15 protein-coding genes and 1 tRNA gene are annotated in these 25307 nt (G+C 62.5%); 5 read left to right on the top strand and 11 right to left on the bottom strand.

Annotated features, from left to right (window positions below; all coding sequences use genetic code 11):
• Positions 1–7: 7 nt before the first annotated feature.
• Positions 8–1228 (bottom strand): site-specific integrase, encoded by a 1221-nt coding sequence (locus SGJ19_04990; protein ID MDZ4779588.1) that lies wholly within the window; start codon positions 1226–1228, stop codon positions 8–10.
• Positions 1229–1348: 120 nt separating this feature from the next.
• Positions 1349–1421 (bottom strand) — tRNA-Asn (locus SGJ19_04985).
• 277 nt (positions 1422–1698) lie between these two features.
• Here SGJ19_04985 and SGJ19_04980 point away from each other — a divergent pair.
• Positions 1699–2805 carry a formylglycine-generating enzyme family protein gene (locus tag SGJ19_04980; GenBank protein ID MDZ4779587.1) on the top strand — a complete coding sequence of 369 codons (1107 nt, stop codon included), beginning with the start codon at positions 1699–1701 and terminating at the stop codon, positions 2803–2805.
• Positions 2806–3163: 358 nt separating this feature from the next.
• A complete protein-coding gene (gene floA / locus SGJ19_04975; GenBank protein MDZ4779586.1) occupies positions 3164–4192 on the top strand; it encodes a flotillin-like protein FloA in 1029 nt (342 codons plus the stop codon).
• A 113-nt stretch (positions 4193–4305) separates the two neighbouring features.
• Here floA and SGJ19_04970 read toward each other — a convergent pair whose 3' ends face one another.
• On the bottom strand, positions 4306–6144 hold the full coding sequence (locus SGJ19_04970; GenBank protein MDZ4779585.1) for a hypothetical protein: 1839 nt from the start codon (positions 6142–6144) through the stop codon (positions 4306–4308).
• Between the two features lie 280 nt (positions 6145–6424).
• Positions 6425–7618: a PQQ-dependent sugar dehydrogenase gene (locus tag SGJ19_04965; protein MDZ4779584.1), complete on the bottom strand. Its 1194-nt coding sequence runs from the start codon at positions 7616–7618 to the stop codon at positions 6425–6427.
• Positions 7619–8024: 406 nt separating this feature from the next.
• On the opposite strand from SGJ19_04965, the gene SGJ19_04960 reads away from it, so the two are divergent.
• Positions 8025–8510: a response regulator gene (locus SGJ19_04960; GenBank protein MDZ4779583.1), complete on the top strand. Its 486-nt coding sequence runs from the start codon at positions 8025–8027 to the stop codon at positions 8508–8510.
• On the opposite strand, the gene SGJ19_04955 is transcribed toward SGJ19_04960, so the two are convergent.
• The 4 genes from SGJ19_04955 to SGJ19_04940 all read right to left on the bottom strand — a co-directional run bounded on the left by SGJ19_04955 (position 8489) and on the right by SGJ19_04940 (position 15398).
• Positions 8489–9028 carry an STM4011 family radical SAM protein gene (locus SGJ19_04955; protein ID MDZ4779582.1) on the bottom strand — a complete coding sequence of 180 codons (540 nt, stop codon included), beginning with the start codon at positions 9026–9028 and terminating at the stop codon, positions 8489–8491. The genes SGJ19_04960 and SGJ19_04955 overlap by 22 nt on opposite strands.
• Positions 9029–9034: 6 nt before the next feature.
• Positions 9035–11755: a response regulator gene (locus SGJ19_04950; GenBank protein ID MDZ4779581.1), complete on the bottom strand. Its 2721-nt coding sequence runs from the start codon at positions 11753–11755 to the stop codon at positions 9035–9037.
• 324 nt (positions 11756–12079) lie between these two features.
• Positions 12080–12406: a DUF971 domain-containing protein gene (locus tag SGJ19_04945; protein ID MDZ4779580.1), complete on the bottom strand. Its 327-nt coding sequence runs from the start codon at positions 12404–12406 to the stop codon at positions 12080–12082.
• Between the two features lie 127 nt (positions 12407–12533).
• Positions 12534–15398: a matrixin family metalloprotease gene (locus tag SGJ19_04940; GenBank protein MDZ4779579.1), complete on the bottom strand. Its 2865-nt coding sequence runs from the start codon at positions 15396–15398 to the stop codon at positions 12534–12536.
• 373 nt (positions 15399–15771) lie between these two features.
• Here SGJ19_04940 and SGJ19_04935 point away from each other — a divergent pair, with 373 nt between their 5' ends.
• Positions 15772–21141, top strand: coding sequence for a beta-propeller fold lactonase family protein (locus tag SGJ19_04935; protein ID MDZ4779578.1), 5370 nt, complete (start codon positions 15772–15774; stop codon positions 21139–21141).
• A gap of 19 nt (positions 21142–21160) precedes the next feature.
• Here SGJ19_04935 and SGJ19_04930 read toward each other — a convergent pair whose 3' ends face one another.
• From SGJ19_04930 to SGJ19_04920, 3 genes are all read right to left on the bottom strand, one after another.
• Positions 21161–22345: a hypothetical protein gene (locus tag SGJ19_04930; GenBank protein ID MDZ4779577.1), complete on the bottom strand. Its 1185-nt coding sequence runs from the start codon at positions 22343–22345 to the stop codon at positions 21161–21163.
• A 234-nt stretch (positions 22346–22579) separates the two neighbouring features.
• Entirely contained in the window at positions 22580–23143 is a 564-nt protein-coding gene (locus SGJ19_04925) for a hypothetical protein (GenBank protein ID MDZ4779576.1), read from the bottom strand.
• Between the two features lie 10 nt (positions 23144–23153).
• On the bottom strand, positions 23154–23726 hold the full coding sequence (locus tag SGJ19_04920; GenBank protein ID MDZ4779575.1) for a sigma-70 family RNA polymerase sigma factor: 573 nt from the start codon (positions 23724–23726) through the stop codon (positions 23154–23156).
• 418 nt (positions 23727–24144) lie between these two features.
• Between SGJ19_04920 and SGJ19_04915 the strand changes: the two genes are divergently transcribed.
• A complete protein-coding gene (locus SGJ19_04915; GenBank protein ID MDZ4779574.1) occupies positions 24145–25077 on the top strand; it encodes a hypothetical protein in 933 nt (310 codons plus the stop codon).
• Positions 25078–25307 lie beyond the last annotated feature (230 nt).

Here is a 25307-nt window from a genome sequence, read left to right as displayed (position 1 = left end):
ATTCGGCTCAACCAATTTGTCCCATGACCTCGACAGCCTGCTGTCGATCCGCTTCCGCATAGATCTCGGTTGTGAATGCCGTAGCGTGGCCCAGGACGATTCGAGCCAACTCCACGCCATGGTCTCGCCGCAACTCGGTGGCGCGACTGTGCCGCAATTGGTGCGGATGCCACGCCGGTACGCCAGCTTTGATGCACGCCCGCGCGATTGCTCGGCAATATGAATGCACCGAATAGTGGTCCCGTGGTGCGCGTTGCGGGTTGGCCTTGCAAGTTCTCACTCGCTTCGGCGTCGAGGGCCGACGTTTGGCTACTCGCTCAGCGTCCCGCAGTGCTTCCGCTTCACGCGGCGAAAACAGGTAGGCTTGCAAGTCCGTTTTCAGATACGGCCGCACCACGTCCTGCCCAGCGGGTCCGATAAAGATTTCTCGTCGATGCCCACGGTGCGCTGTCTTGTGCATAGTCGGACGATACGCCCAGACCTTACCGCTCACGTCGAGGTCGCGACCACGCATGGCGATAATCTCACCGGGACGCGCACCCGTGAGTTGTTGCAGCCGAATCATGGCGGCCACGTGCGGACGCACGATTGAAAGTACGGCCGTGACGAATGCTTGGGGCACAGGCTTCACCGGGTCGCTTTCCCTCGCACCGCTCCGGCCCAATCGAAGTCCCGCGACCGATTGCAGGCCGTGAAACACGCCCGCCGGAACCAACTCCTGAGCCACGCCCCACTTGAATAGCTGCTTGATGCGGGCGACGGCGCGATTGACGCTGGTTCGGCACCATGGGCGACGGCCGTTATCACCCGGCGCAGCAGGCGGGCGGCCGTCAATCAGACTTTGGCGTACCGCTTGCAAGCGCAATGGGCCAAACTCTGCCGCCAACGTGCTGCCGTAGAGTTCGCGCACTGGGCGCAACGCCAGGCGGATGTTGCTGACTTCGTCCGTTGGGCTGCCATCCGCACGCCGGTAGTAACCCCGTACGTGGTCGTAATAGGTGGCAATTAACTCCGTGATTGTTACGGAGCGCCCAACGATGAAGCTGGACGACGGCGCGCTGTCCGGTTGGCTGGTGCCGAAGTGCTCGGCAATAAGCCGGGCATAGACTTCGCGAGACTCGGGCGAATTGAATGGCCCCAGGTAGAAATTGCGCCCGTGAATGGTCACGACGGCGCAATTGCGAGCCTTGTGACGACGGTACGCCGGAACAGACTTGGCTTTCGGCATGGTGCGGAACCTCGATTGACCGTTCGACGGTACATGTACCGTCAATCAAAGTCTTTCAGAGCCGCACTGCCTACGTCGGCAGGTAACACAAACGCTTGTTTCGGCAGGACTTACGTCCAGCTCCCCCGGTAGGACTCGAACCTACGACAAAGCGGTTAACAGCCGCTTGCTCTACCAACTGAGCTACAGGGGATCAAAAGAGATTCAACATCTTAGCTCCTCATTTACTCGTCGGCAAGGTCGGGCCAAAATCGGTTGGGAGGCTCCGACGGCGGGCGACCGACCCTGGCGGAGCGACTGCCGATCGCACGGGCCTCGCGGCCGAAATCCCGCGAGCTCGGCTGCCATGCCGGAAATCGGATCGCGGAAGCGATTGCCTAGCAACTTGCACGGATATCGGCCAAAATCATGGCTGCCAACGGTTTTGCATTTTCTTGACGCAGTTCGTTTCCAACCTCGCTAGGCGACCCGTGCGACAACGAATTGGGCTACTCGCGCTGTTTTTCTCCGCGTTCGCCGTGGTGTATGGCTATTCCAATTGGAGTGCGCCGAGCGATCAAGGTTCGCCACGCGCCGACGATGAGCCGGTCCGATCCTTCGAGGGCGACGGAACGCCGTCGGGTGATGCGCCACCGGGGATGGTCTGGGTGCCCGGCGGGGAGTTCGCGATGGGGACGAATTGGGCGGACGCTTGGCCCGAGGAGCGGCCGGAACATCGCGTACGCGTCGGCGGATTTTGGATGGACCTGACGGAGGTGACAAATGCGGAGTTCGCCAAGTTCGTCGACGCGACTAGTTATGTCACCGTCGCGGAACGAGCGCCGGTGCTGGAAGAAATCATGAAACAGGTGCCGCCCGGCGTCCCGCCGCCGCCGCCCGAGACGCTCGTACCGGGCTCGCTGGTGTTTCATCCGACGGCAATCGCGGTGCCTCTCGATGACTACACGCAGTGGTGGAACTGGACGCCGGGCGCGAATTGGCGACAGCCGGAAGGGCCGGGCAGCGATCTCAAGGGCCGTGAAATTCATCCCGTGGTGCAAGTCTCGTGGGACGACGCGAAAGCTTACGCCGATTGGGCTGGCAAGCGATTGCCGACCGAAGCGGAATGGGAGTTTGCAGCACGCGGCGGGTTAAGCAAGAAGCGCTTCACCTGGGGCGACGAGCTGTTGACTCCCCGCCACGCGAACATCTGGCAAGGCGAGTTTCCGTTCACCAATGCCGAAGCTGACGGCTACTATCGCACGGCGCCGGTGAAGTCCTTTCCCGCCAATGGATACGGATTGCATGACATGGCGGGTAACGTCTGGGAATGGTGTGCCGATTGGTATGATCGAAAACTGTATTCGCAGCGCGCCGCATCCGGCCTCGTCGACAATCCTCAAGGGCCCGCTGTGCCGCCGACCGATCCGGCAAACCCACAGGCATTTGCCCCGCAACGTGTCCAGCGGGGAGGTTCGTTTCTTTGCTGCGATCAATACTGCTCGCGGTATCGCCCCAGCGCGCGGCATGGCGGCGCGCCGGATACGGGCATGTCCCATGTGGGTTTTCGGTGCGTGCGTTCCGCGACGGCGAAGTAGCGCAGATTCGCGTACTGAGCTTCCCTGCCACCGTTTTCGGATGCGATCCGCTGGTTCACGGCGGAGACCTACTCCAACCGTGGCGAAAAAACCGCTATGCTGACGACGTTCGCGGCGTTACCACACTTGCCCGTAGCGCCAGCGAGGGAGAATTGACGTCGGTAATCGCTTGACGTGAACGCCAAGCCAGCCTTCCGTTTCGCCAGGATCGCGCTCGATCGTTAGCGTGCGGTCCGCTTGGCGTATTCGATTAGGCGATCACCAACGTTCTCTCCCCCTCGCTTGCGCTACGGGCTGGTGTGACGCATTTCGGCGCGCTCTCGATAGTTACATCAAATTCAATTGCAGGACTACTTTCATGCTCGCCGCCGCTCAACAGGTTTCGCTGGTGCTGTTGGCTCAGGACGCTCCCGTCGCGGAAGGCAGCAATTTCTTGTGGTATCTGCTGGGCGGGGCGATCCTCGCGTTCTTGTTGTTTGTCCTCTGCCTGCTGCTGCTGATTTACGGCGGCATCTGGTTTCAGGCCTATATGTCGAACGCCCGGATCAGCTTCCTCAGCTTGATCGGCATGAGCCTGCGGCAGGTGAACGCCCGGCTGATCGTGCAAACGAAGATCATGGCCATGCAGGCCGGCATCGCGGGTGATCCCGACACCGGCATCACCACACGGCGGTTGGAGGCTCACTACCTGGCAGGCGGCAACGTGATGGGCGTGATCCGGGCGCTCATCGGCGCGCACCGCGCGGACTTGGACCTTGATTTCGACCGCGCCGCAGCGATCGACCTGGCCGGCCGCGACGTGCTTGAAGCCGTGCAGACCAGTGTCAATCCGAAGGTCATCGATTGCCCCGATCCCCGCTCCGGCAAAAGTACGCTGAGCGCCATCGCCAAGAACGGCGTGGAATTGAAAGTCCGGGCGCGCGTCACCGTCCGCACCAACTTGCAGCAACTCATCGGCGGAGCGACCGAGGAAACGGTCATCGCTCGCGTCGGCGAAGGAATCATCACGTCGATCGGCTCATCGACGAGCCATCTCGACGTGATGGAAGGCCCGGAAGTGATCTCCAAGGCGGTGCTAGCCCGCGGACTGGACGCACAGACGGCGTTTCAGATCGTCTCGATCGACATCGCCGATATTGACGTCGGCGAAAACATCGGCGCCCGGCTGCAAGCCGATCAGGCGGAGGCCGACATGCGGGTCGCCCGCGCCAGGGCGGAAGTTCGCCGCGCCAACGCGATTGCGTCGGAGCAGGAAATGAAGGCGAAGGTGCTGGAAAACCGCGCCATCCTGGTGGAGGCCGAAGCCGGCATCCCCATGGCCATGGCCGACGCGTTCCGCAAAGGGAATCTGCACAACGCGGGGATGGATAACGGCGGGGCGCGGTAGCGCATCAACCTTGGAGCCGGAAGCGTTCGCGCCTAGAGCTCGCGGTAGACGACGTCTAATCTCGCGCACTCCGGTCGCTTGCGCCCCCGGCTCTATCGCTAGGATATCGCTCGTTACTTTGCTTCGCTCACAGGCGGTTTCGGCACTGGCTTCGATTCAGCCGGGGCACCGCCGGAAAAGCCGCCGCCCTGGGCGATTCCGCCGGGGCGTTTGATCTCCAGTTGTTGCAAGAGCGCTTCGATTTGGTCGTGGATCGCGTTTGTCGTTTGAATCATTAGAACGTTGTCCACAACTTGGACAAAGTTGCGGCCGTCCTTTCGTTGCCAAGACGTTGGCTCGACAACGCGTTGTAGCAGTTGTGCTACCACTTGGACATCTTTGACTCGATCACCGTTGCTGAGTGTGAGTTCGTAGGGTCGTAGGCTCAGCTCCACGGCGGCGTCGCCCAATGGCTGATCCTCAGGCGATGCTTTCTGCGCGGCGCTGACGTTCCGCAGGCGTGCGAATAGGTCGTCGATCTTGGCGTGAACCGCTTCTGTCTGGGAAATCACGAGGCCCTGGAACTCAGGAGCGTAGCTGATTGATCCGGTACCGCCGACGTCGACCCAAGTTGTAGATTCAACGGTCGAGGTGACGGTCTCGACGATTTCCTCCGTTGGAGTGGGCGGAAAATAGCCGCCTCCCGCCGTTGGCTTTCCGTTCGCTCCGCCTCGCGACTTCGGCGTTTCCTTCTTACTTGCGTCATCAGCCGGCCGCTCGTCGGTGCGCGGCGATTTGTTGCCGGCGATAGACTCCGGGGAGCCAAGGAACGAGGTCGTACCGGCAACAGCCGTGGCCGTTGTCACGACGCCCGATGCAATTTGTCCTTTCTTCGCCTGCAGTCCCGCCGCGCGTTCCTCGGCTTCGACCAGATCTTTCACCGGATAGATCCGCGTGATGAGTTGACTGTCCACTTCCTCGGGCGTCGTGATCAGCAGCACTTCGTCGCGGACGACGTACGTCAACTCGATGCTTTTCAACATGAGATTAAGCGCGTTCGTCAGCGGCACGCCTTCGACGTCGATCGTCACCGGCGAGTCGTGCGTTACTCCAGCGGAATCGAGCGATGCCGTGTCGAGCAACACCGGCAGCTTGTGGCTTTCCTTGAGATAGGCCACGATGTCGGACAATGGTGATTCCGTGAATTGCAACGACGTCGCTTCGGCAAGAGCCCGACGGACGGCCTTAGTCGAACTTGTTTCGTTCGTGCCGACGTCGATCGGCGATTGAAACTTGCCTTGGCGATGGTTCGCGTATGCGGTCTCCAACGACTGCATGAATTGGCCGACTTCCTGCTGGATGCTCCACGATTGGGCGACGATCATGCCCTCATCGAGAATTTGAATCGCTCCCATCCCGCCCACGTCAGTCCAGGTCGTGGGTTGGACATGCGTAACCACCAATTCCACAAGGCCGTCTGCGTCACGACTGCGTTTTCCAAAGCCGTCGGTGACGTAAATGAAATGCCGCGCGTCATAGACTTCTCGCACCAGGCGACTATCCACCTCCTCCGGCGTCGTAATCAACAACACGCCGTCCTGAAGGCAGTACGTCAGCTCGATGTTTTTAAGCATCAGGTTCAGCGCGGAGCGCAGCGTCACCCCTTCCACGTCAATCGTGACCGGCGTGTCCGTCGTGACGCCGGCCGTGTCGAGGGCCGCGGTGTCGAGTTGAATCGCCAGCTTGTGCCGCTCTTTGAGGAATTCCACGATTTCGCTCAGCGGCGATTCCGTGAACTCCAGGCTCGTCACTTCGCCCAACGCCGTTTCGATCCGCGCTTCGAGCGCCGCCGCGGTGGGGGGCGCTTCCGCGGCCGGAGGAGCGCCGCGCTGTTGAGCCAAGGATGATCGACCAGCGGTCGATACACAAATCGCCGCGACGAGCGCGCAGCCATACCACGAGCGTGCCATCATCACTTCCCTCCAGTGTTCCAAGCTGTGCGCCTAGATTCGCCCCGGGCGAGAACCGCCCAGGGACCAAACAAACCTAGGCCGGGAAACGAACGCCTCTCTGGGGCGTGAGTCTAACACCCGTCGGGAGGGAATAGCAAGCTTTTTCGCGCCCGGAACGGCCGCAGATGGCGACGGCACGCGTAGATAAGCCCAGGGAAGGCCGGCGCAGTCGTCGGTAATGGTACGACTCGCTGAGGCCTTCCCTGGGCTTGGAGTAAGCACAGTTTACAACGCAGTCGAACTACTTCGTCGTCGCCTGCTCGAACCAGTACAACTCGCCGCGGTTGTCCGGCAGGACGGTCATGTAGTACGTTTCGCCTTGCTCGTCTTCGCCGAACGACATCACCGGAGAGACATTGCCGGGGATTTCGTGGTTGCCGTTCAACTTGTTGGCCGCCAGATCGTAGTCCAACGCGTAGACCTTGCCGGTGACGTAATCCGCAAACAGGTATTTGCCGACCAGGTCCGGAACCAGTTTGCCGCGATAGACGTTGCCGCCGGTGATCGATTTGCCGTGATCGTGGTGGTACTCGTAGATCGGGTCGATCAAGTCCGGCCGGGCTTCGACGCCCTTCTTGCCGAACGGATGCTGGCCTTCGCGCACGCTCCATCCGTAGTTGCCGCCGCCGACGATGATGTCGATTTCTTCCCAGATGTCCTGGCCCACGTCGGCCGCCCAAAGGGCGTTGGTTTCGGGATCGAACGCCATCCGCCAGATGTTGCGGATGCCGTAGGCCCAAATCTCACCACGGGCGTCGGGCTTGTTGACAAAGGGATTGTCCTTCGGAATCGCGTAGTTGAGCCCTTCGTCCTTGTGATCGACGTCGATCCGCAGCACTTTGCCAAGTACCGTCGCCAGGCTCTGGCCGTTGCCGTGCGGATCGCCGCCGGCGCCGCCGTCGCCCATGCCGATGTAGAGATAGCCGTCCGGACCGAAGACGATCGTGCCGCCGTTGTGATTCCAGTAAGGCTGCTCGATGCGGAGGATTTCTTCCTCCGACGCGGCGTCCGCCTGGTTCGGGTCGTCCTTGGAAACCGTGAACCGGGAGATCACCGAGGTGTGCGGCGCATCGGTCGTGGTGTAATAGACGATGACCTGGCCGTTCTCCTTGTACTTCGGATGAAACGCCATGCCGAGGAGGCCTTCCTCGTTCTCGTTGTTCTTGTAGACCACGCGCGATTCGATATCGAGATAAACCTTCGGCGCCTTGGCCTGCTGGTCGTTCTCGAACACGTAGACCTTGCCCAATTGCGAAGCCACGAACACGCGGTTGGTGCCGTCGCCGGCGTGGGTCAACACGATCGGGCGGACAAAGTCCAGATTGGGAAACGCCCGCGCACAGACGACCTGCGGCGGGGCGGCCTGTAACGGTTGTGCGCCGCACATCGAGAGCGCGACGCCGAACAGAATCAGCAGGGTGGAAAAAAGACGCATGGAATCTCGTGGCTCCGGTCGGCAAGTGAGTCGGTTACGATTCGGGAAGACGGGTAGGATACCACGTGGCCAAGCCCGTTTCCAACGGAAGTCTGGCGAACGTGTGAGCCACGACGCCATCGAAATCAGGACGTGTCCAAGCCCAGGGAAGGCCACCATCGGCTTTGCCAATGGAGAAATCTCCGAGGGCCTTCCCTGGGCCTCGCGCGCCGCGGCGGCCGTTGGTGCGGCCGTCACCTCCACACTGTTGCCGTAAACTATCCACCCGTTGGGGGTTAAGAAACGAGTAATCGCCGAAACATAGTGGGCCGATTGCTTGACACTTCGCGGCATCCGACCAGAATGAAAGCAGAGTCATGGATGACCGTTGAGGCAGAGCGGCACACTTTTGAGCGGGGGCAGACTCGTGGCGCGACGCAACACTGGCATGCAGGTGATGAACGAGTTCGGGCGACCGATCTCCATCCTCATTGCCGACGACGACCAAGGGGATCGAGACTTGACGCAGGCCGCACTGGCCGACGCCAGGCTCCAAAACGACATCTTCTGTGTCTCCCATGGCGAGGAGCTCCTCGATTTTCTCCTCCACCGCGGGGCCTACACCGATTTCTTCCAGGCGCCCCGTCCGGGACTCATCCTCCTGGACCTGAAAATGCCCGGAATGGACGGCCTGGCGGCGCTCGCTGAGATCAAGCAGCACTCAGAACTGGCGCGGATTCCGGTCGTCGTGCTGACCGGCAACTGTTCCGACGAAACCCGGGCGGCGTGCTACGCGCTCGGCGCGAACCACTTCATCGCCAAACCGGTGACCTTCGAATCGCTGGTGGCGATGATGAAATCACTGGGAAAATATTGGTTCGCCGTCTGCCGTCAAACGTCCGCGGTGGTGTAACCTGCCGGCACGCGTTCCAACACGCCGTCGCCGAAGGACTGGTACAGCTTTAAGTGCTCGAGATGCACATGCCCGATGTGGCACCCGCACGTCTCGTTTGGGCAAGGCGCTGGGACGAGGTGCTGTTCGAAATTGGCGGCGTACAGATTGTCAAGGACCCGATCGACGAAGTGGCAGCGGCGAATCCAGCCGTCGCCATCGACAGTAAACACGTCGCGCCCCGTGCGGCAGGTGCGCCCCCGGCTCGCGTGCCGCGTGTTGTTGATCGGGAATAGCGGGTCGATTTGCCGGAAGGCGTCGACCAGCGCCTCGTCATAGTTGTCCCCCTGCGATTTGTAGGCGTTGATCCAAAGATAAATGTGTCTAGGCAAAGCGGCGCGAAGCTGCTCGATCGCAGCGCGATGTTCCCGTAAGCCGACGCAACCCACGCTGTAACGGACGCCGTGCTCGTCGAGGCGACGACATTGGCCGAGAAACGCGGCCAGCGTGGTTTCGTCCGGGTGAAACGTACACCACAGTCCAAACTAACGGCTCGCTTGAAACGGCGTCAATTCGTTCACCGAACGCTCGGCGGAATGGCCGACGCGTTCCAGTTGAACTGCGACGGCGTCGATGCCGGCCGCGAGGTCTTCTCGCGTGTCCGTCAATGCGCCGGATTCCAAGAGCGCCGCCGCCCGCGCGATTTCCGTGGCCGAGACGTTGCTCGCCATCCCTTTCAAGTGATGCAACAGCGGCCGGAGTTGATTGCGGTCGTTCATCGCCACCGCTTCCCGGGCTTGATTCACGACTTCAGGAGCGCGCGCGATAAACCGTTCGATCGTCGCCCGCGCGAGTACCTCGTTCCCCAAGCAGCGTGCGATCAAGGCCTGCCAGTCGATCGGGTTCAATCCGATGGGATCGACCGGCGATTGCGCTGACGGGGTTGGCACGCATTCCACGCGTGGCGCCGGGTCCATCGGCGCTGTCTCCAAGGCAATTTCGATGGCACGTGAAAGCGCCAGCGGATCGACTGGCTTGGTCAAGTAGTCATCCATGCCCGCGTCCAGGCAACGTTGTCGATCTCCTTCCACCGCATTCGCAGTCAGCGCGATGATCGGTTGTCGTGAGATTCCGTGTTCCTGCTCGTGCGCGCGCCACGCACGGGTCGTGTCAAACCCGTCGCGGATTGGGATCTGGCAGTCCATCAAGACGACGTCGTAGCCACCCGCCAAGAGTCGATTGAACGCGGCTTCGCCATCGGCCGCGACATCGCATCGACAGCCGGAGCGATTGAGAATTTCGCGGACCACCATCTGATTGATTTCGTTGTCTTCGACCACCAGCACGCGTGGCGGCTGTCCGGCCTTGGTCACCAGACGCGGAACAAAAAATGCCGGCGCCGCGGGTTGCGGCGTCTCGGCGCGCCCCCCGGCGGCCAGCATCACGAACGCGTCGAACAGCCGCGATTGCCGCACCGGCTTCGTCAGGCATAACGAAATCGGCGCGTCGTCGTCCTCATGCATTTCCTCCGGGACCGCGGACGAACTGAGCATCAGTAGCGGGGTCTGCCGGTAACTTTCGCGGCGGCGAATCTCTCGGGCGAGCGTACAGCCGTCCATGCCTGGCATGTTGTGATCGAGGACGATCATCCCGTACGGGCGATTGGAGCGGTCGGCGACATCGAGCCGTCCCAGGGCCTCGAACGGGTACTGAATGCACTCGACGTCCAAGCCCCACGCCTGGCACTGCTCGCGCAGCACTTCCAGATTGGTCGGATTGTCGTCGACAGCCAAGATGCGCAACTCGGCAAGTTCTACCGGCATCGTGCGGCGCTCCGCATGCGCGGGAGACGCTTCGAAAGGCGCCAGGCACCAGAACGTCGACCCTTCGCCAACGCGACTCTCGACGCCGACTTCGCCTCGCATGAGCGCCATCAGATCTCGGCAGATCGCCAATCCCAGACCAGTGCCGCCATAAGTCCGAGTCGTCGAGGCATCAACCTGCGTGAAGGCATTGAACAGCCGGTGCATACGATCGGGCGGGATGCCGATGCCGGTATCGCGGACCGCGAAGCGGACCGCTTCGCGGCCATCGCGCAATGTGCCCAGGTTGGCCTGCAAAACGATTTCGCCTTGCTGCGTGAACTTGATGGCGTTGTTCATCAGGTTGACCAGCACTTGTCGCAGCCGGTCGGGATCGCCTCGCACGGCGCTCGGCACGTCCGGTGCTACGGAACAGACGAGTTCCAAGCCTTTCGCGCCGGCGCGATCGGCAAACATCTCCGCCACGTCCTCGATTAAGCTAACGAGATTGAAGTCCAAATGCGCCAGTTCGATCTTGCCGGCTTCAATCTTGGAGAAATCGAGGATGTCGTTCACCACGCTCAACAGCGCTTCGGCGGACGATCGCCCCACGCGAGCATAGCGGGTCTGGCGCGTATCAAGGTTCGTCGCCGCCAGCAATTCCAGCATGCCGATCACGCCGTTGAGCGGTGTGCGAATCTCGTGGCTCATCTTGGCCAGGAATTCGCTTTTCGCTTCGCTGGCCGCCAAGGCATGCGTGGCGCGGCGCTGCAGGTCTTCGACTTCCTTGCGTTGCGTAATGTCCTCGACCATGCCCTCATAGTGCGATAGTTTTCCACACTCGTCGTAGACGGCCCGCGCGTTTTCGGAAATCCACACCACGCCGCCGTCGCGCGCGTAGACCTGCGCCTCGAAGCCGCGGACGATGCCATGTTCCGCGATCTGCGCGATGAATCGCCGCCGGCATTCGGGATCGACGTACAACCGCCGGCCGATATCGTTCATCTCCTGAATCAACTGCTCCGACGAGTCATAGCCATAGAGTCGCGCCAAGGCTGGATTCGCCGCCAGATAGCGGCCGTCGGGCGTCGTCTGAAAGATGCCTTCTACGGCGTTCTCGAAGATTCGCCGGTATTTCCGCTCTGCTTCGCGGAGGGCGACGATCGCTTGCTCGCGCGAGTGAATCTCCGACTCGACGCGGCGCAACACGCGGTTGTAATCGGCCACCATGCGACCGTTTTCCACTTGCGCGCCGCGCAGGGCCGACTGCAGCGAAGCGTCGTCCTCCGATGGCAACTTCAGCCGCCGCATGATCACGTCCAAAGCCTGCTCCGCGTCGCGGACTTTACCTCGCCGCCGAGCGAATTGCTGTTGCGCCAGGTTCAAAGCGAACTGCAGTAACACGACGCTGGCCGCGCAACCGAGCGCGATCAACAAGTGTGCCGGCGTGATTTGATGGGGCATCGTGGCGGACTCCCTGCGACACAACCCGATCGTCGCCGCGCGACGCCTCGGACCGACTCGGCAAATAGATGTTCATCAAGGATGGTGCGAGCACTTTGCGAGACTGGCTTAGAAGGCACGGCGTGGACCCGATCGTCCGCCATTGACCGAGGCACGCCAGCACGTAACTAAACTGGGGGCAAGGCAGTCGCGCGAAGCACGTGGGAAACCATAGCATATGCCAGCGCAGGACTTGGCATTTCTCTTCGGTTCGGCGCAACGCACGCGCGGCACAATCGTTGCCACCCGCCCTGTGAGCCGGTCACGCGGAACATACGGCCGCGATCAGGCGGAGACTTCCACGCCAAGTTCGCGCAGATGCTCGAGCGTGAAGATGCCCGTATCGTGGCCATCGCTGAATTGCAGCGAGTACGCATAGTCGCCGACCGGGTCCATGCCGAGCAATCGCAAGGGCTGCGTCTCGGCGGCCGTGAGCACCGGAAACAGGGGCGCCGCCGCCGGCGCTTGCAGCCGCTTTTCGCGGCACGTGGCGCACGGGCAGGCGTCGCGTAATTCACGCACGCTATAAGTGCGCGCGTGCCCGTCGTTCCAGGTAATCCGCAACAACTGCGGACCGACAAGTTCGAGTTTCTCAGGCCGTGGCATCGACATGCCCGCCATCCTAACCCGAAGCGCGAGCTTAGGGGAGAGGATGAGGTAGGGAGATGAACGCCAGCTTAGCGGCTGCGTCTACTCTTCGCCGCTAAGTACACCCGCATAGAGTTTGATGCGGAGATACTTAAAGCCGCACCGCCAAGAGCTTCTTCTTCGCCACAAGCGTGCTCTGAGCCAACGGCAGATCGGCGGCGTCGAGCCACTCGACGAGCGCCAAATCCCAAACCGCACTGCCGCGGGCCATCGTTCCCGGTGTCACCGACGATGACGCCAAACGCGCCGCCATCGGCGCCGGCGCGGATGCGCCAAAGTTGTTGCGCACCGCGTTGAGATCGGCGATGCCAATCGACCCATCACCGTTCGAGTCGCCCAGCAAGATAGTCGCGTCGCCGCCGAAGTTGTTGCGCACGAGGTTGAGATCGCTGACATCCACGCTGCCGTCAAAGTTCACGTCGCCGGAGAGGGTCGGCGTCACATCGATCGTCACCGTAGTCGACTGCGATGCCAAATGTCCAGCGAGCAGCAAATCGAAACTCAAGTCGTCGTCCGTGGCGGACGCCTGATGAATCTCCACTGCCAATACGTTTTCGCCGGACTCCAGCAACTCCACCGGGATCGTGAACACGACGAACGCGTTTTCATCGTCGACTTGGGCCGCGGCGTAGTCATCGTGGGCGGCGTCGTTCTGCAGGTTGTCGTCGCGATAAATCTCCACACCGTTCAAGTAGATGGCCGCCGCGTCGTCGCGTAGCACTTCCGCCGCCAGGCTCAAGACACTGGCGGAATCTTCCAAGGTGAACGTCTTGCGGAAATACGTCGTGGCGATGCGCGCTTCCGCTTCGCCGGATTCGACGGTCGTCCCTTCGTCGTCGTCGCCATAACCCAATTGGGCGCGACCGAGTTTCCAACCCTCTTCGACAAACGTCGGCTCGAACCAGGTCGTGCCCAAGTCCGTACCCGTGTCGAGGTAGCTCCAACTTGAGCCTGGCGCCACGAACGTCGCCGCGGTGCGCGACGTGGCGCGATAGATGAACGTATCCTCGCCGACGAATCCCGGCAGCGGCACGTATTCGATGGCGCCATAGTCGTCGAGCGTCAACGTGCCATGTGCCGGTTCGACGAGCACGTTAATGTCGAGCCCAGTACGGTCCGAGTCTCGATCGTTGGCATTCGGATTCGGCGTCACGTCGCGCGTGACGGAAAGGGAGAGATCGAAGCTCAGATCCTCGCTCGTGCCGTTCGCCTGATGCATCTCGACGGCGAGCACATTCCGACCTTCGCGCAGCGTGCCCGCGTTCAGATTCGCGGCGTTGATCGTGGAATTGACAAACCGGGTTTCCGCAGAGCCCGAAATGCTGGTGGTGGCCGGAGTCAGATAGTCGTAGGCGACCGGCATATTCGATCGCAGCAACAGCGTGCCATTCAAGTAGACCGCCGCGCCGTCGTCACGCAACAGCGCGAGTCGCAGTTCGTCGACGCGGGCCACGTCCTTGAGTTCGAACTCGTGGCGGAAATACGTCGTGATGAATTTTTGCGCCGAGTTCCCGCCGAAACCGACCAACGATTGCTCGTCGCCGTCGCCGTAGCCCAATTGGGCGTTACCGGCGCTCCAGGAACTGTCGTCGAAGTCCGGATCGCGCCAGGCCAGGTCTTGATTCGTGCCATCGTCCAAGAACCGCCAGGACGAGCCGGTTTCCACGACGCTTTCGGCGGGAATCCCCGTCCGCAGCGCATCGCCCGTCCGCACCGTATAGGCATCCGGTAGGGCGACAGGTAAATCCAAGATCGGCCGCACGGTGAGCGTGACCTGAATTACCGATGATTCGAATGTCCCGTTGCTGGCGCGGTACGTGAACGTATCTTCGCCGAAGAAATCGTCGTCAGGCGCGTACGTGAAGGTTCCATCCGCGTTGAGCGCCAACGCGCCATGCACGGGACCCGTCGCGAGCACGGCGACCAAATTGAGACCATTGGGATCGGAATCATTGGCGAGCACCGACGCGGCGGCCGCCAGCGAAACGTCTTCATCCAGCGAGAATGCATCCGCGACGCCCGCGGGCTCGCGCGGCAGCGGCGTCACAAAACCGATGCCCATGCCATAAATCGCGCGGATGCCGTTGATATCGTCCGGCAACAAGAAACCGGTTCCCGGCCCGTCATATCGCGAGCCGTAGAACGCATTCATGATTGCGTCGTTGTCTTCCTCGTGATTGAGGCCGAGCGAATGGCCCAACTCATGCGTGAGGACTTCGATGATGTCGATCGAATTGAATGAGCCTTGCGTCGACCAAGTGTCGCCGGAATCGAGATGCACGTCGCCGGCCAGACCGGAGCCATCAGGCAGATAGGCATGCGCCAGGACGTTGTTACGGCCGTCGATGGCGTGATGTCCGAAACGAATATTCGGGCGATTGAAACCGCTATAGCCGGCGTCGACCACGCCGGGCCCGGAATCGAGCACCTCTGTGAATTGAAGCGGAGCGTACCTGGCCCACAGCCCGAGGGCCTCTTCTACCGCGTCGTAAACGGCCGTGGGGGAGAGCGTGCCCCCTAAATCGCTGGTGAGTAGGTTGCTCAAGCTGTACGTGATATTGACCGGATTGCCCAGGCCGCCGGGCTGACTCCATTTCAGGTTGGATTTCACGAACTGCGTCGATGCGCCGCCCACGAGCGCGTCGGCGCCATATGCGGAACTCTCCAGCGCCGCCTGACAGAGCGGGCAACCACATCCGCCGCCATGGCTGGAGTTAGCGGGCGCTGAGGAATCCCCAGCGGAATCCGTTCCCAAGGGTGGCAGCACCGTCGAATCGGCCTGCACGAAGCCGGAGAGCCCGCCGCAAAGTGGGCAGCCGCAGCCGCCGGCGTGTGCGGCGGGGGACGACTCGGAGTTGGCGGCGCCGGTCGTCGGCAAGGTCATGCTGAACAACCAGCGCGTCTCCAAACGCTCGACCAAGCGAACGGGGCGACCGTGTCGCGACCTGCCTCTCATGCCTGCGCCTCATCCTTCCGGGGGGATCGCCTACGAGAAGTCCCGGGGCAACACGCGAGACCGCCCTAGGGCGATGATCCGGTATGCCCGAGAGGCCGTCAAGCAAAAAGTCGAGCGAAGGGCGCTAAGTGACAAGCCAGTGCGGCGCAATAAGCCCAGGGAAGGCCGCCATAGTCGTCGGTGATAGCTACGACTTCGAGGACCTTACCTGGGCTTGGGCGTCTAATTTTGCGCCAGCAACGCCAGCAGATTTCCCAAGCGGTCTGGCCCAGGGGATCGCTTTTTGATAACCACTGCATGCCCCAAAGTCCGTTTCTTCGCGGCCGCGCTGAGATTGCGCGGTTGGCCCCCTGGCAGTGAGAGGATTCCCGGCATGGAAGCCAAACGTCGCCAACGCATCAATTCGACCCGCCGACGTCGCTGCCAATTGGAGTCCCTGGAGCGGCGCCGCGTGATGGCGGTGGCCTTCGCGGACGATTTTCCGAACGCCGCGCTCGACGGCACGAAATGGTCGATCATCCAAGGGCCGACCGCCGATACCGCCGGCCTGGCCGAGCCGACCGCGCCCTACTCGCTGCGCTTCGACCGTCACCCCAGCGGCTCGGACCTCATCACTTCGCGCTTGATCAATCTGCAAGGCGCGGACAGCGCTACGGTCAGTTACTTCCATCAGCGCACCGGCGGCGGCGACGCGCCCGGACCCGGCGCGGACCTGGTCCTGGAATACCGCGACGCGGCCGGCAACTGGATCGAGGCCCAGCGCCAACTCGGTGGCGGCCCGAACATGACGACGTTCGAACTCGCCGCGTTCGTCGTACCGACCAACGGGCTGCACAGCCAGTTTCAGTTTCGCTTCAAGAATGTTGGCGAAAACGTGCTGTTCGATGATTGGTTCGTCGACGACGTCCAAGTCACCACCGGCGCTGCGGAAGTGCGCGGCAAGCTCTACATCGATGGCAATCGCGACGGCAAGCGCGATCCGGAAGAACAACCGCTCGTCGGCTGGACGGTCTACCTCGACACCAACGGCGACGGCCGCTACCACGCTAGCGAACCACACGCCACGTCCGCGAGCGACGGCTCGTACGTGATTGCCAACCTGACGCCGGGCCCTTACAACGTTTCCCTTGTGCCTCAATCGTCGTGGATTCCTTCCGCGCCGGCATCCTTGGGCGAAGGATTGATTTACGCAGGTTCGCGCACCGACGGCTCCATCGGCACTGACAAACTGGGAGGCGCCTGGTCGGTGACATCGAGCATCGACGGACTATTCATTTACGCAGCGTCATCCGGCGACGATTCCCTGACCGTCTTCCGGCGCGACCCGATCTCCGGCGATCTTTCCGCGATTCAAACGCTTGCCGATGGCGTCGACGGCGTCGACGGACTTGACAGCGCACGCAGCGTGATTGTCAGCCCCGACGGCAACATGGTGCTGGTCGCCAGCTCGAATGACGACGCGGTGGCTGGCTTTATCCGCAATTCGGCGACTGGTTTGCTCACTTACAGCGGCCAGGTGCGCGATGGACTGCAAGGCGTCGATGGCCTCGACGGCGTGTGGTCTGTCACGATGAGTCCCGACGGGCTCGACCTGTATGCAACCGGCACGAATGACGATGCGCTGGCTGTGTTCCACCGCGAGGATGCAAATAGCGCGTTCGAGTTCGTGGAACGCAAGAAGGACGGCGACGAGCTTCCGCAGGACCCGCCAGGTGAGGGCCAACCACCGCCGACTCCCATTTACCTGGACGGGCTCGACGGTCCGCGCGGCGTCGTGGTCAGCCCCGATGGCGAAAACGTCTACGTCGCCGGTTCCAACGAGCATTCCATTGTTGTTTTCTCGCGCAATCCGCTCGACGGCAAGCTCACCCACGTCACGACGTACAAAGACGGTCAGGACGATCTTGTGGGGCTGGGGGGGGTGTTTACGTTGGCCATGTCCGCCGATGGAAAATTCCTGTACGCCACGAGCGTGATTGACAACGCGCTCACCGTGTTGAATCGGAACGACGCGAATGGCGAGTTGTCGCTGGTGGAAATGCACGTCGACGGCCAGGCGGGTGTAAATGGTTTGGATTTTGTCTCCGCGATCGCGATCAGCAGCGACGGCACGCATCTCTACACCGCGGCCAGCGACGACAACGCGATCGGGGTGTTCCGGCGCGACACGTATACCGGCAAATTGACATACGCGCAAGCCCTGGTCGACGGCCAGGAGAGTTCCGACGGACTGATCGGCGTGCGCGGCGTGGTGTTGACTCCGGATCAGCGCCATCTCTACACGGCGTCGTCGTTCGATCACGCCGTGAGCATGTACCGCGTGCCGCCGGTTTACCGGCTCGTCGCACGGAGCGGCGTGCCGGAAACGAATCGCGACTTCGGTCAATTCGTCGCCGCGCCGGTCTGGGACGGCGGCGGCGGTAACGCGAATTGGAGCACCGGCGCCAACTGGGCCTCGCAAACGCCGCCGCAACCGGGCGACCGCTTGATCTTCGCCGGCGACGTCCGCCCGACGAACGAAAACGACCTGGCGGCCGGCATCACGTATGGATCGGTCACGTTTGCCGCCAGCGGCTTTCAGTTGAACGGCAATCGCATCGTCGTGCGCCCGCTCGATACGCTCGCCTGGCTCAACATCGCTGGCACGAACAACGTGGTAATTCCCTGGACGCTGGGCGGCAACGTCGCGGCGCGGATCGATTCCGGCGCGCTGATCTTCACCGGCCAGACCGATACGGTCGGCTACGAATGGACCATTGACACATTACTTGGTACATCCGCCACGGTCGGCGGGCGCGTGGTCGGCGCGGGCGGATTGCGCAAGCAAGGCACGGGCAAGCTCGTGCTCGATGGCACGCTCGCCACGCTCAACATCTATTCCGGCACGACAACGCTCGAAAACGGCATCGTGGAGCTGCGCGGCGACGGGCGCTTCGGCGATATCGCCGTGGGCACGATGATCGGCGAGAACGCGGAGCTTCATTTGCTGACCACGGCGATCATCAACGAGCCGCTGATCCTGGCCGGATTGATCCATGGCATGAACGGGGCGCAGCTCAACTCGATCATCAGCTTCGACGCCGGCGCACGCTTCGAGGCCACGGCGGACGACACGCTGTTCACGATCGGCGGCGCGGTCATCAACGACGACAATGGCGAGCTGCAATTCTCCGCCGAACAACAATCGACGGTGCTGCTGCTCAAGTTCACTTCCGACTACGGCGGCCCCACGTTGTTCACCGGCCACGGCGTGATGCGGCTCGGGCAATCGAACGTCATTCCCGACACGAGCCGGCTGACCATTGAAACCGACACCGCTTGGGAATTGAACGGCTTCGGCGATACGATCGGCGCACTCACCGGTGGCGGCGGTGTCGTGTTGGGCGCAGCGCGCTTGGTCGTCAACGGCGGGCAAGGCCTGACGTACAGCGGTCAAATCAGCGGCCCCGGCGGCTTTTCGAAGACCGGCGTCGGCATCATGACCCTTTCGGGCATTCAAACCTACACCGGCGCGACGTTCGTCGAGGGTGGAGAACTCAACGTCCTAGGTGCACTTGCGGCCGGAAGCGCCGTCACAGTGCGCACGACAGGCATCATTTCCGGCAATGGCACGGTCGGCGCCGTCGCCGTCGAAGCCGGCGGCAAGCTGGCCCCATCGCCGACACTGGCGACGCTCAAGACCGGCGCGCTGACGGTGGCGACGGGGGGCGTCGTGGAGTTGGAGATCGTCGGCGGGACGGCGGATCGTCTGCAGGTCACCGGCACAGTGAATCTCACTGGCGGCTCGTTGGCCATCATCGCCACGACGCCCGCCACGCTGAATCAATACGTTCTGGTGGACAATGACGGCGGCGACCCGATTGTCGGCACGTTCGCCGGCATGCCGGAAGGGACGGTGATCAACGTCGGCGGCGCCACGGCTTACATCACCTACCACGGCGGCGACGGCAACGACGTGGCGCTGGTCACTTCCGCGGCCGTGTCGGGCCTCGTTTACGATGACGTCAACAGCAACCATCGCCGCGACGACGGCGAGCCGGGGCTCGAAGGTTGGACCGTGTATGTCGACGCCAATGGCAACGGGCAACTCGATGGCGCCGAGATTCGCGCCGTCACTGGCAGCAACGGCCAGTTTACGTTGATCGGCCTCACGCCGGGCGTGCATCGCATCAGTGAAGTGATCAAGCCCGGCTGGACGCAGAGTGCGCCGGACATTTCCGCCACGTCAGTGCTGCGCTTCGTGCAGCAGCAACGGGACGGCGTGAGCAGCGTGGAAGGACTCGACGGCGCCTGGGGCGTGGCCGTCAGCCCCGACGGCAAGAATGTTTACGCCACGAGCGTGATCGACGATTCCCTCGTGGTCTTCCGCCGCAACGCCGCGACCGGCGAGTTGTCCTACTTGGAAAAGAAGACGGACTCCATCGACGGCGCGGACGGCCTGGACGGCGCCGTCGGGCTCGTCGTCAGCCCCGACGGCAAGCATATCTACGTCGTCGGCGTGGGGGACAACTCCGTCACGCTCTACTCGCGCAGCGATTTCGACGGCGCACTGACGTTCGTCCAAAAATACCTCGACAACGCCCAGGGCATCGACGGCGTCGCCGCGCCGCTCGGCGTGGCGATCAGTCCTGACGGACTCCATGTCTTCGTCACCGGCAACGGCGACAGCGCTTTGGCCGTGTTCAGCCGCAACGCCGCGGACGGAAAACTGACTTTCTTCGCACGCATCAAGGACAACGATCAGAACAACGGCAAGCCGGTGGACGCGCTGTTCGGCGCGTGGAACGTGACGGTTTCACCGGACAACAAGCATGTCTATGTAACCGCGAACGTCGACGACGCCGTGAGCGTGTTCGAGCGGAATGCAACGACGGGCGAACTGAAGTTCCTGCAAACGGTTCGCGACGGCGTCAGCACGGTCAACGGCATCGACGGCGCGAGCGGCATTTTGGTCAGCCCAGACGGCTTGCAGGTCTACGTCACCGGCGATGTGGACGACGCCGTGGCGATCTTCCGACGTGATCCCACGACGGGGTTACTGACGTTCCTACGCAAGCTCTCGCAGGCCGACGGAGTGCCGGGCCTCGACGGCGCGGCGTCGATCGCGACGAATCCGGAAGGTACCGACGTCTACGTGGCGAGTGCCTTCTCCGATGCCATTGTCGTCTTCGCGCGCGATCGCGCTACGGGCGACCTCACGTTCGTCGAATTGCAAGCCGAAGGCACGGCCAACGTCGACGGTCTCGATGCGGCCCGGGCGGTGGTCGTTTCGCCTGATGGCCGCCACATCTATGGCACTGGTCAGAACGACGACGCGGTGGCGGTGTTCAGTCGCGACGTAAATTATTTCCTGACTACGGTCGCCGCGGGCGGCCAAAGTACGGCACTGAGCTTCGGCAATTACCGCTCTAACGGCGGGAGCGGCGTTCCCGGCGATACCGACGGCGACGACCAAGTCACGATCGCAGACTTGAATAACGTCCGCAACTCGTTCGGCACGCCCGGAGGCCCAGGCGACGCCGACGGCGACGGCGACGTGGACATCGCGGATCTCAACGCCGTGCGCAACAATTTTGGTAGCGGCGGATCGCCCGCGGCCCCGGCGCCGATAATTGCGGATGCACTATTCGCCCGCGTGGGAACGCAGCGGGAGTTGCCGGCATCAACGATCACGCCTCGCCGCAAGCTGCGCGCGTGGCGCGCCGCTTGGGACGAGGCGTTGGAACGAATCGATATCAACTAAGCGCGTCGCGGCGATGGCGTTAGAAGCCGCCGCCGCCGAAACCGCCTCCGCTACCGGCGCCGCCCAATCCGCTGCCGAAGAATCCGTTGCCGATTCCTTGCGCGGCGGCCTTTTGCTTCGTGGTGACGAGAATGCCGTAGTCGCGGATGATAAAGCCGATGTCATGCGTGTCGGCGACCGCCGTGAGCACTTCTTTCCACGTCAGTGCGTCGCTCTTGAGCGACAGCGTAATCTGAAAGTTCATCTCGCCGCCGGCGTCGTCGAACGAGTGATGATCCACGATCACCGGCACCGTCGCCAGGTCGGTAACGATCATCGCGAAATCATTTACCGGCATTCCGTCGTAGGCTACCGGCCCGCTCAGTTGCTTGAGTTGCTCATCGAATTTCGAGGCCGGAGCGGCTGCCTCTGGGTCCGTGCCGCCGACTGCGCCTTCCACGGCCATAGCGCCGCCGCCCGGTGCCATCATGCCCGCGCCGCCGCTGCTGATGCCCATAGGGCCCCCGCCGCCAGAGAGCCCGCCACCGCCTGGTTGTGGCGTGAAGTTCGCTGAGAAATCGATGTGCGACCTTGCGCCGGTGCCAGTGTCCGGCCAACTCGCAGAGTAACCGCCGAGCAGGAATTGCAGCGACGTTTCGCTTTTCATCACCGCCTGCTTCGCGGTCAGCAGTTCCTCGGCGCTGATCGTTGCCGCCTGGTGCCGGGCTTCGGCGCTCTTCAACGCCTGCAGTTCGAACTGCCACTGCTTGTAAGTCTCGACGACGCTGCCGAACACTTTGTTCTTGGTCAGGTTCTCGGCCATCTCGGCCTGACGGCGATTGGCCGCGGCGAGCGCAATCTCTGGGTTCCGCTTGATGGCGCGTTCCAGCGCTTCTTCCAACGAATTCGGCGTGCCTTCGTTGATGATTGCATTGACGTCGTCGGCGACGGCGACGTACGAGCCCGCTCTCGTAGAATCCGGCAAAATGCTATAAACGCCCGACGATCCCTGCACTTGAAAGTCGCCGACACTGCCGCCGCCTTGCGAGCCTGCTGGGCCGCCACTGAGTCCGCCGCTACCGCCGCCGGACGCATCAGCGCCGGCACCGGTAACCGTACCGCCGTCCGAGGAAGTGCCGCCGCCTGCATCGCCGCCAACTTGTGCGACGGCGCTCGGCGCGGCGAATAGCGTAAGGGCGAGACCAAGTGCGCTGCTGTACTTCATGAGATTAACTCCGTTCGAGTTCCGTGATGAAAGGTGAATTGGAAATAACGGTGGGTGCCTGGGGCAGGGGCACAACGAAGAGCGAATCAACGTCCACCGCGCTGGGGCTTCGTGCGACTTGATTGGTCAATCGAACGATGCCCCAGCCGGAGAGGTCAAAGCACTTGTTCCGATGCCCCAGCCCCAGGCACCGGCGGTTTCTGTTGATCCGAGTGTCAAACCGTATCGCCATGCCTACGGCGTCTGCCGGGCGTTTTTCAATTCCGCCAGCAACCACGTATCTTCCGGCACGACGGCCAGTTGCTCGGGGGTGTCGGCGAGTTCCAAGACTTGTTGGTAGCATTGCACCGCGGAGCGCAGATCGTTGCGCTCGCGCAGGTACAAGTCGCCGGCTTGTTTCAACAACTTGATTTGTTCGTCACGCGGGGCGCTGGCCACGCGGTAGCGCAACAACTCCGGCGTCACGCGGCGCGCCACGGGTGGCGGCGACGGTTTCGTTTTTTCCACGACCGGCGGCGGCGCAACAGTCTGTACCGCTACCTGTGGCGCTTGATTCGACGACTGATCCCAGGTTCGGAATCCCAACCAGGCCGTGGCCATACCTGCGGCGTAGGCCAGTCCCCAACCGGCGGCGCGCGTCCAGCGCCGGCGTTGAGTGCGCTTCACCACGACTTGCGTGGTCTCGGCGAGCAATCGTTCGCGGAACGCCGCCACGTCGGCCGGCATGGCAAACATGTGCGCGGATGCGGCGACGCCCTCCGCCAGCGGCTCTTCGTTTTCTAAGTCTTCTCGATGCATGGCAGGTTCCTCAACGATCTTCGGTCTCGCCGCAAAGCTGCCGGAACGCGTCGCGAAAGGCGGCCCGGGCGCGGCTCAACAACGATTCCACGCTCTTCGGCGTCGCGCCCCATTGCGCGGCGATCTCCGCCGTCGGCAATTGTTCTTCGTACTTCGCCCGCAACACCGCCTGATGCGCCGGCGACAGCGCCGCAAACGTCAGCGCCACGCCGTCTTCTAACTCATAGGCCGCGGCGTGACTGATTTCCTTGGCTGTCACCTCGGACGCATCCGACAGCGGCGCCGTCCGGCGATACGCTTCGCGCCGCCGTTGGTTTCGCAACTGGTTTTCGGCGATGCCCTTCAACCAGCCCTCGAAGCTGCCGCGCGTGGGATCGAATTCGCCGATCGCCCGCGCCGCCTTGAGCCAGGTTTCCTGGACCACGTCCTCCGCCCACATTCGATCGCGCCCCGACCTGTGCAGCACATAGCCGTACAGCGCGCCGAAATGCCGATCGAACAACGTCCGCCACGCCCAAGCATTCCCCTCCAGCACCGCCGCGCGGAGTTGCGCCTCATCGCGTTGTGCATCCGGGTCCGGCATCCGAAGCAAGGTTCCGAGTAAGCCAGTGTGTTCCCTGTTCCTACTGTTCTATGGTCGCGACGGAGGGAAAGCATGCGGGGCAGTTTGAAGTTTTTAGTCCGAGTTTGAAGTTTTCAGTTTTCAGTGTTCAGTTCTTCCGTCCCTCGCCTCTCACTTTCACCATCGCTTCACTCCGTCCCCCTCCCTCCTCTCCCTCTGCGTCTCGGCGCCTCCGCGGTTCAAACCGGCTTTCTCCCCTCCGTGCTCTCCATGACCTCCGTGGTGCACCCCGAATTCGCCCGACTTCCCTCATGCGACCCTAATCCGCCGGCCGAAGAATCCCTAGGACCGGTAGATTTTGACCGGCCGTTACAGTCGCCGACCGTCCGCAGGGGGGCATTCCTGCCTGGTCGGTCAGGAATGCATTGCGGGAGGCCACATGCGGGAAACCCACTGCCCGGCTGCCTTTGCGCGCACGGCTCAAACGCCGCAGCGCGCGCTAGGACGGCTGTTCGTCGCCTGCGTAATCCTCTGCGCCGGGCAGGCCGCCCGTGCCCAGTTCTCGCTACTGCCGTTCGCCGGCAATAAGGATCCTAATCAGGCCACGTCCAGTCGGTCCGCCCGGCAGGAAGCCGTGAAGGCGATCCCCTGGAACCGGCTCGATAAAAAAGCTACCGAGAAAATCAACTCGGTGATCGACGATATCACCATTTACCGCCGCCTGGCCCCGCAAACGATCGAGTGCGATCCGGACCTCTACCTGCACCTGGTGGAAAATCCGGACCTGGTCGTGCGGATGTGGGAGACGCTGGGCATCAGTTCCGTCGCCCTGGAGCGCGAACCGGGCGGCACGTTCCTGACCAACGATGGCGAAGGGACCAAGGGCCGCGTCGAATTACTGCACGCCAGCGCCGGCACGCACCTGGTCTACGCCACGGGGCGCTACGAAGGCCCGATGTTCCACCGCGCGGTGCGCGGACAAAGCGTACTGCTACTGCGCAGCGAGTACCTGGATACCGACGGCGAGGCGCCGCGGATTCGTTGCACGCTGGACGTGTTTGTCCGGCTGGAACACGCGGGCGTGGAGATGTTGGCGAAAACATTCCAACCGCTCGTCGGCAAAGTTGCCGATCACAATTTCAAGGAAACCACGGCCTTCATGGGCAGCCTATCGTACACGGCGGCTTCGAACCCACCGAAGGTCGATCGCATTACCAGCCGCCTGGAGCGCGTGCCGCCGTTGGCGAAGGCGCACCTCGTGGAACTCTGCGACCGGATTGCCGTCGAGGCGACGTTGGCCCGCAACGACGCCGCCTCGACGCGGGGCGGAAGGGAAGTGAGGGTGTCGGACCGGACGACGGTGAGAGAATAAGCTCCCACTAGCCCGTAGAGGCTGTGAGTTGATTCCATTGCCGGACGGTGGCTTGTGATCGGGCGGTGTTTTTTTCGTGGTGGCGGGAGGTTTTGTTTGGGTGTGGCTGTTTGAGTAGAGTTGCTGGTTGATGGTGTTGCGGATGGTTGCTGCGACCTGGCGGCCGGAGCGGTTGCTTTAGGCGGTGCTGAGGGAGAGGACGAGGTCGAGCATTCTCAGGAAGTTGAACG

It is taken from the genome of Planctomycetia bacterium (assembly GCA_034440135.1).
Taxonomy (GTDB): domain Bacteria; phylum Planctomycetota; class Planctomycetia; order Pirellulales; family JALHLM01; genus JALHLM01.
Note: the sequence above shows the minus strand (reverse complement) of the source record. Positions and strands in the feature narration are given on the sequence as shown.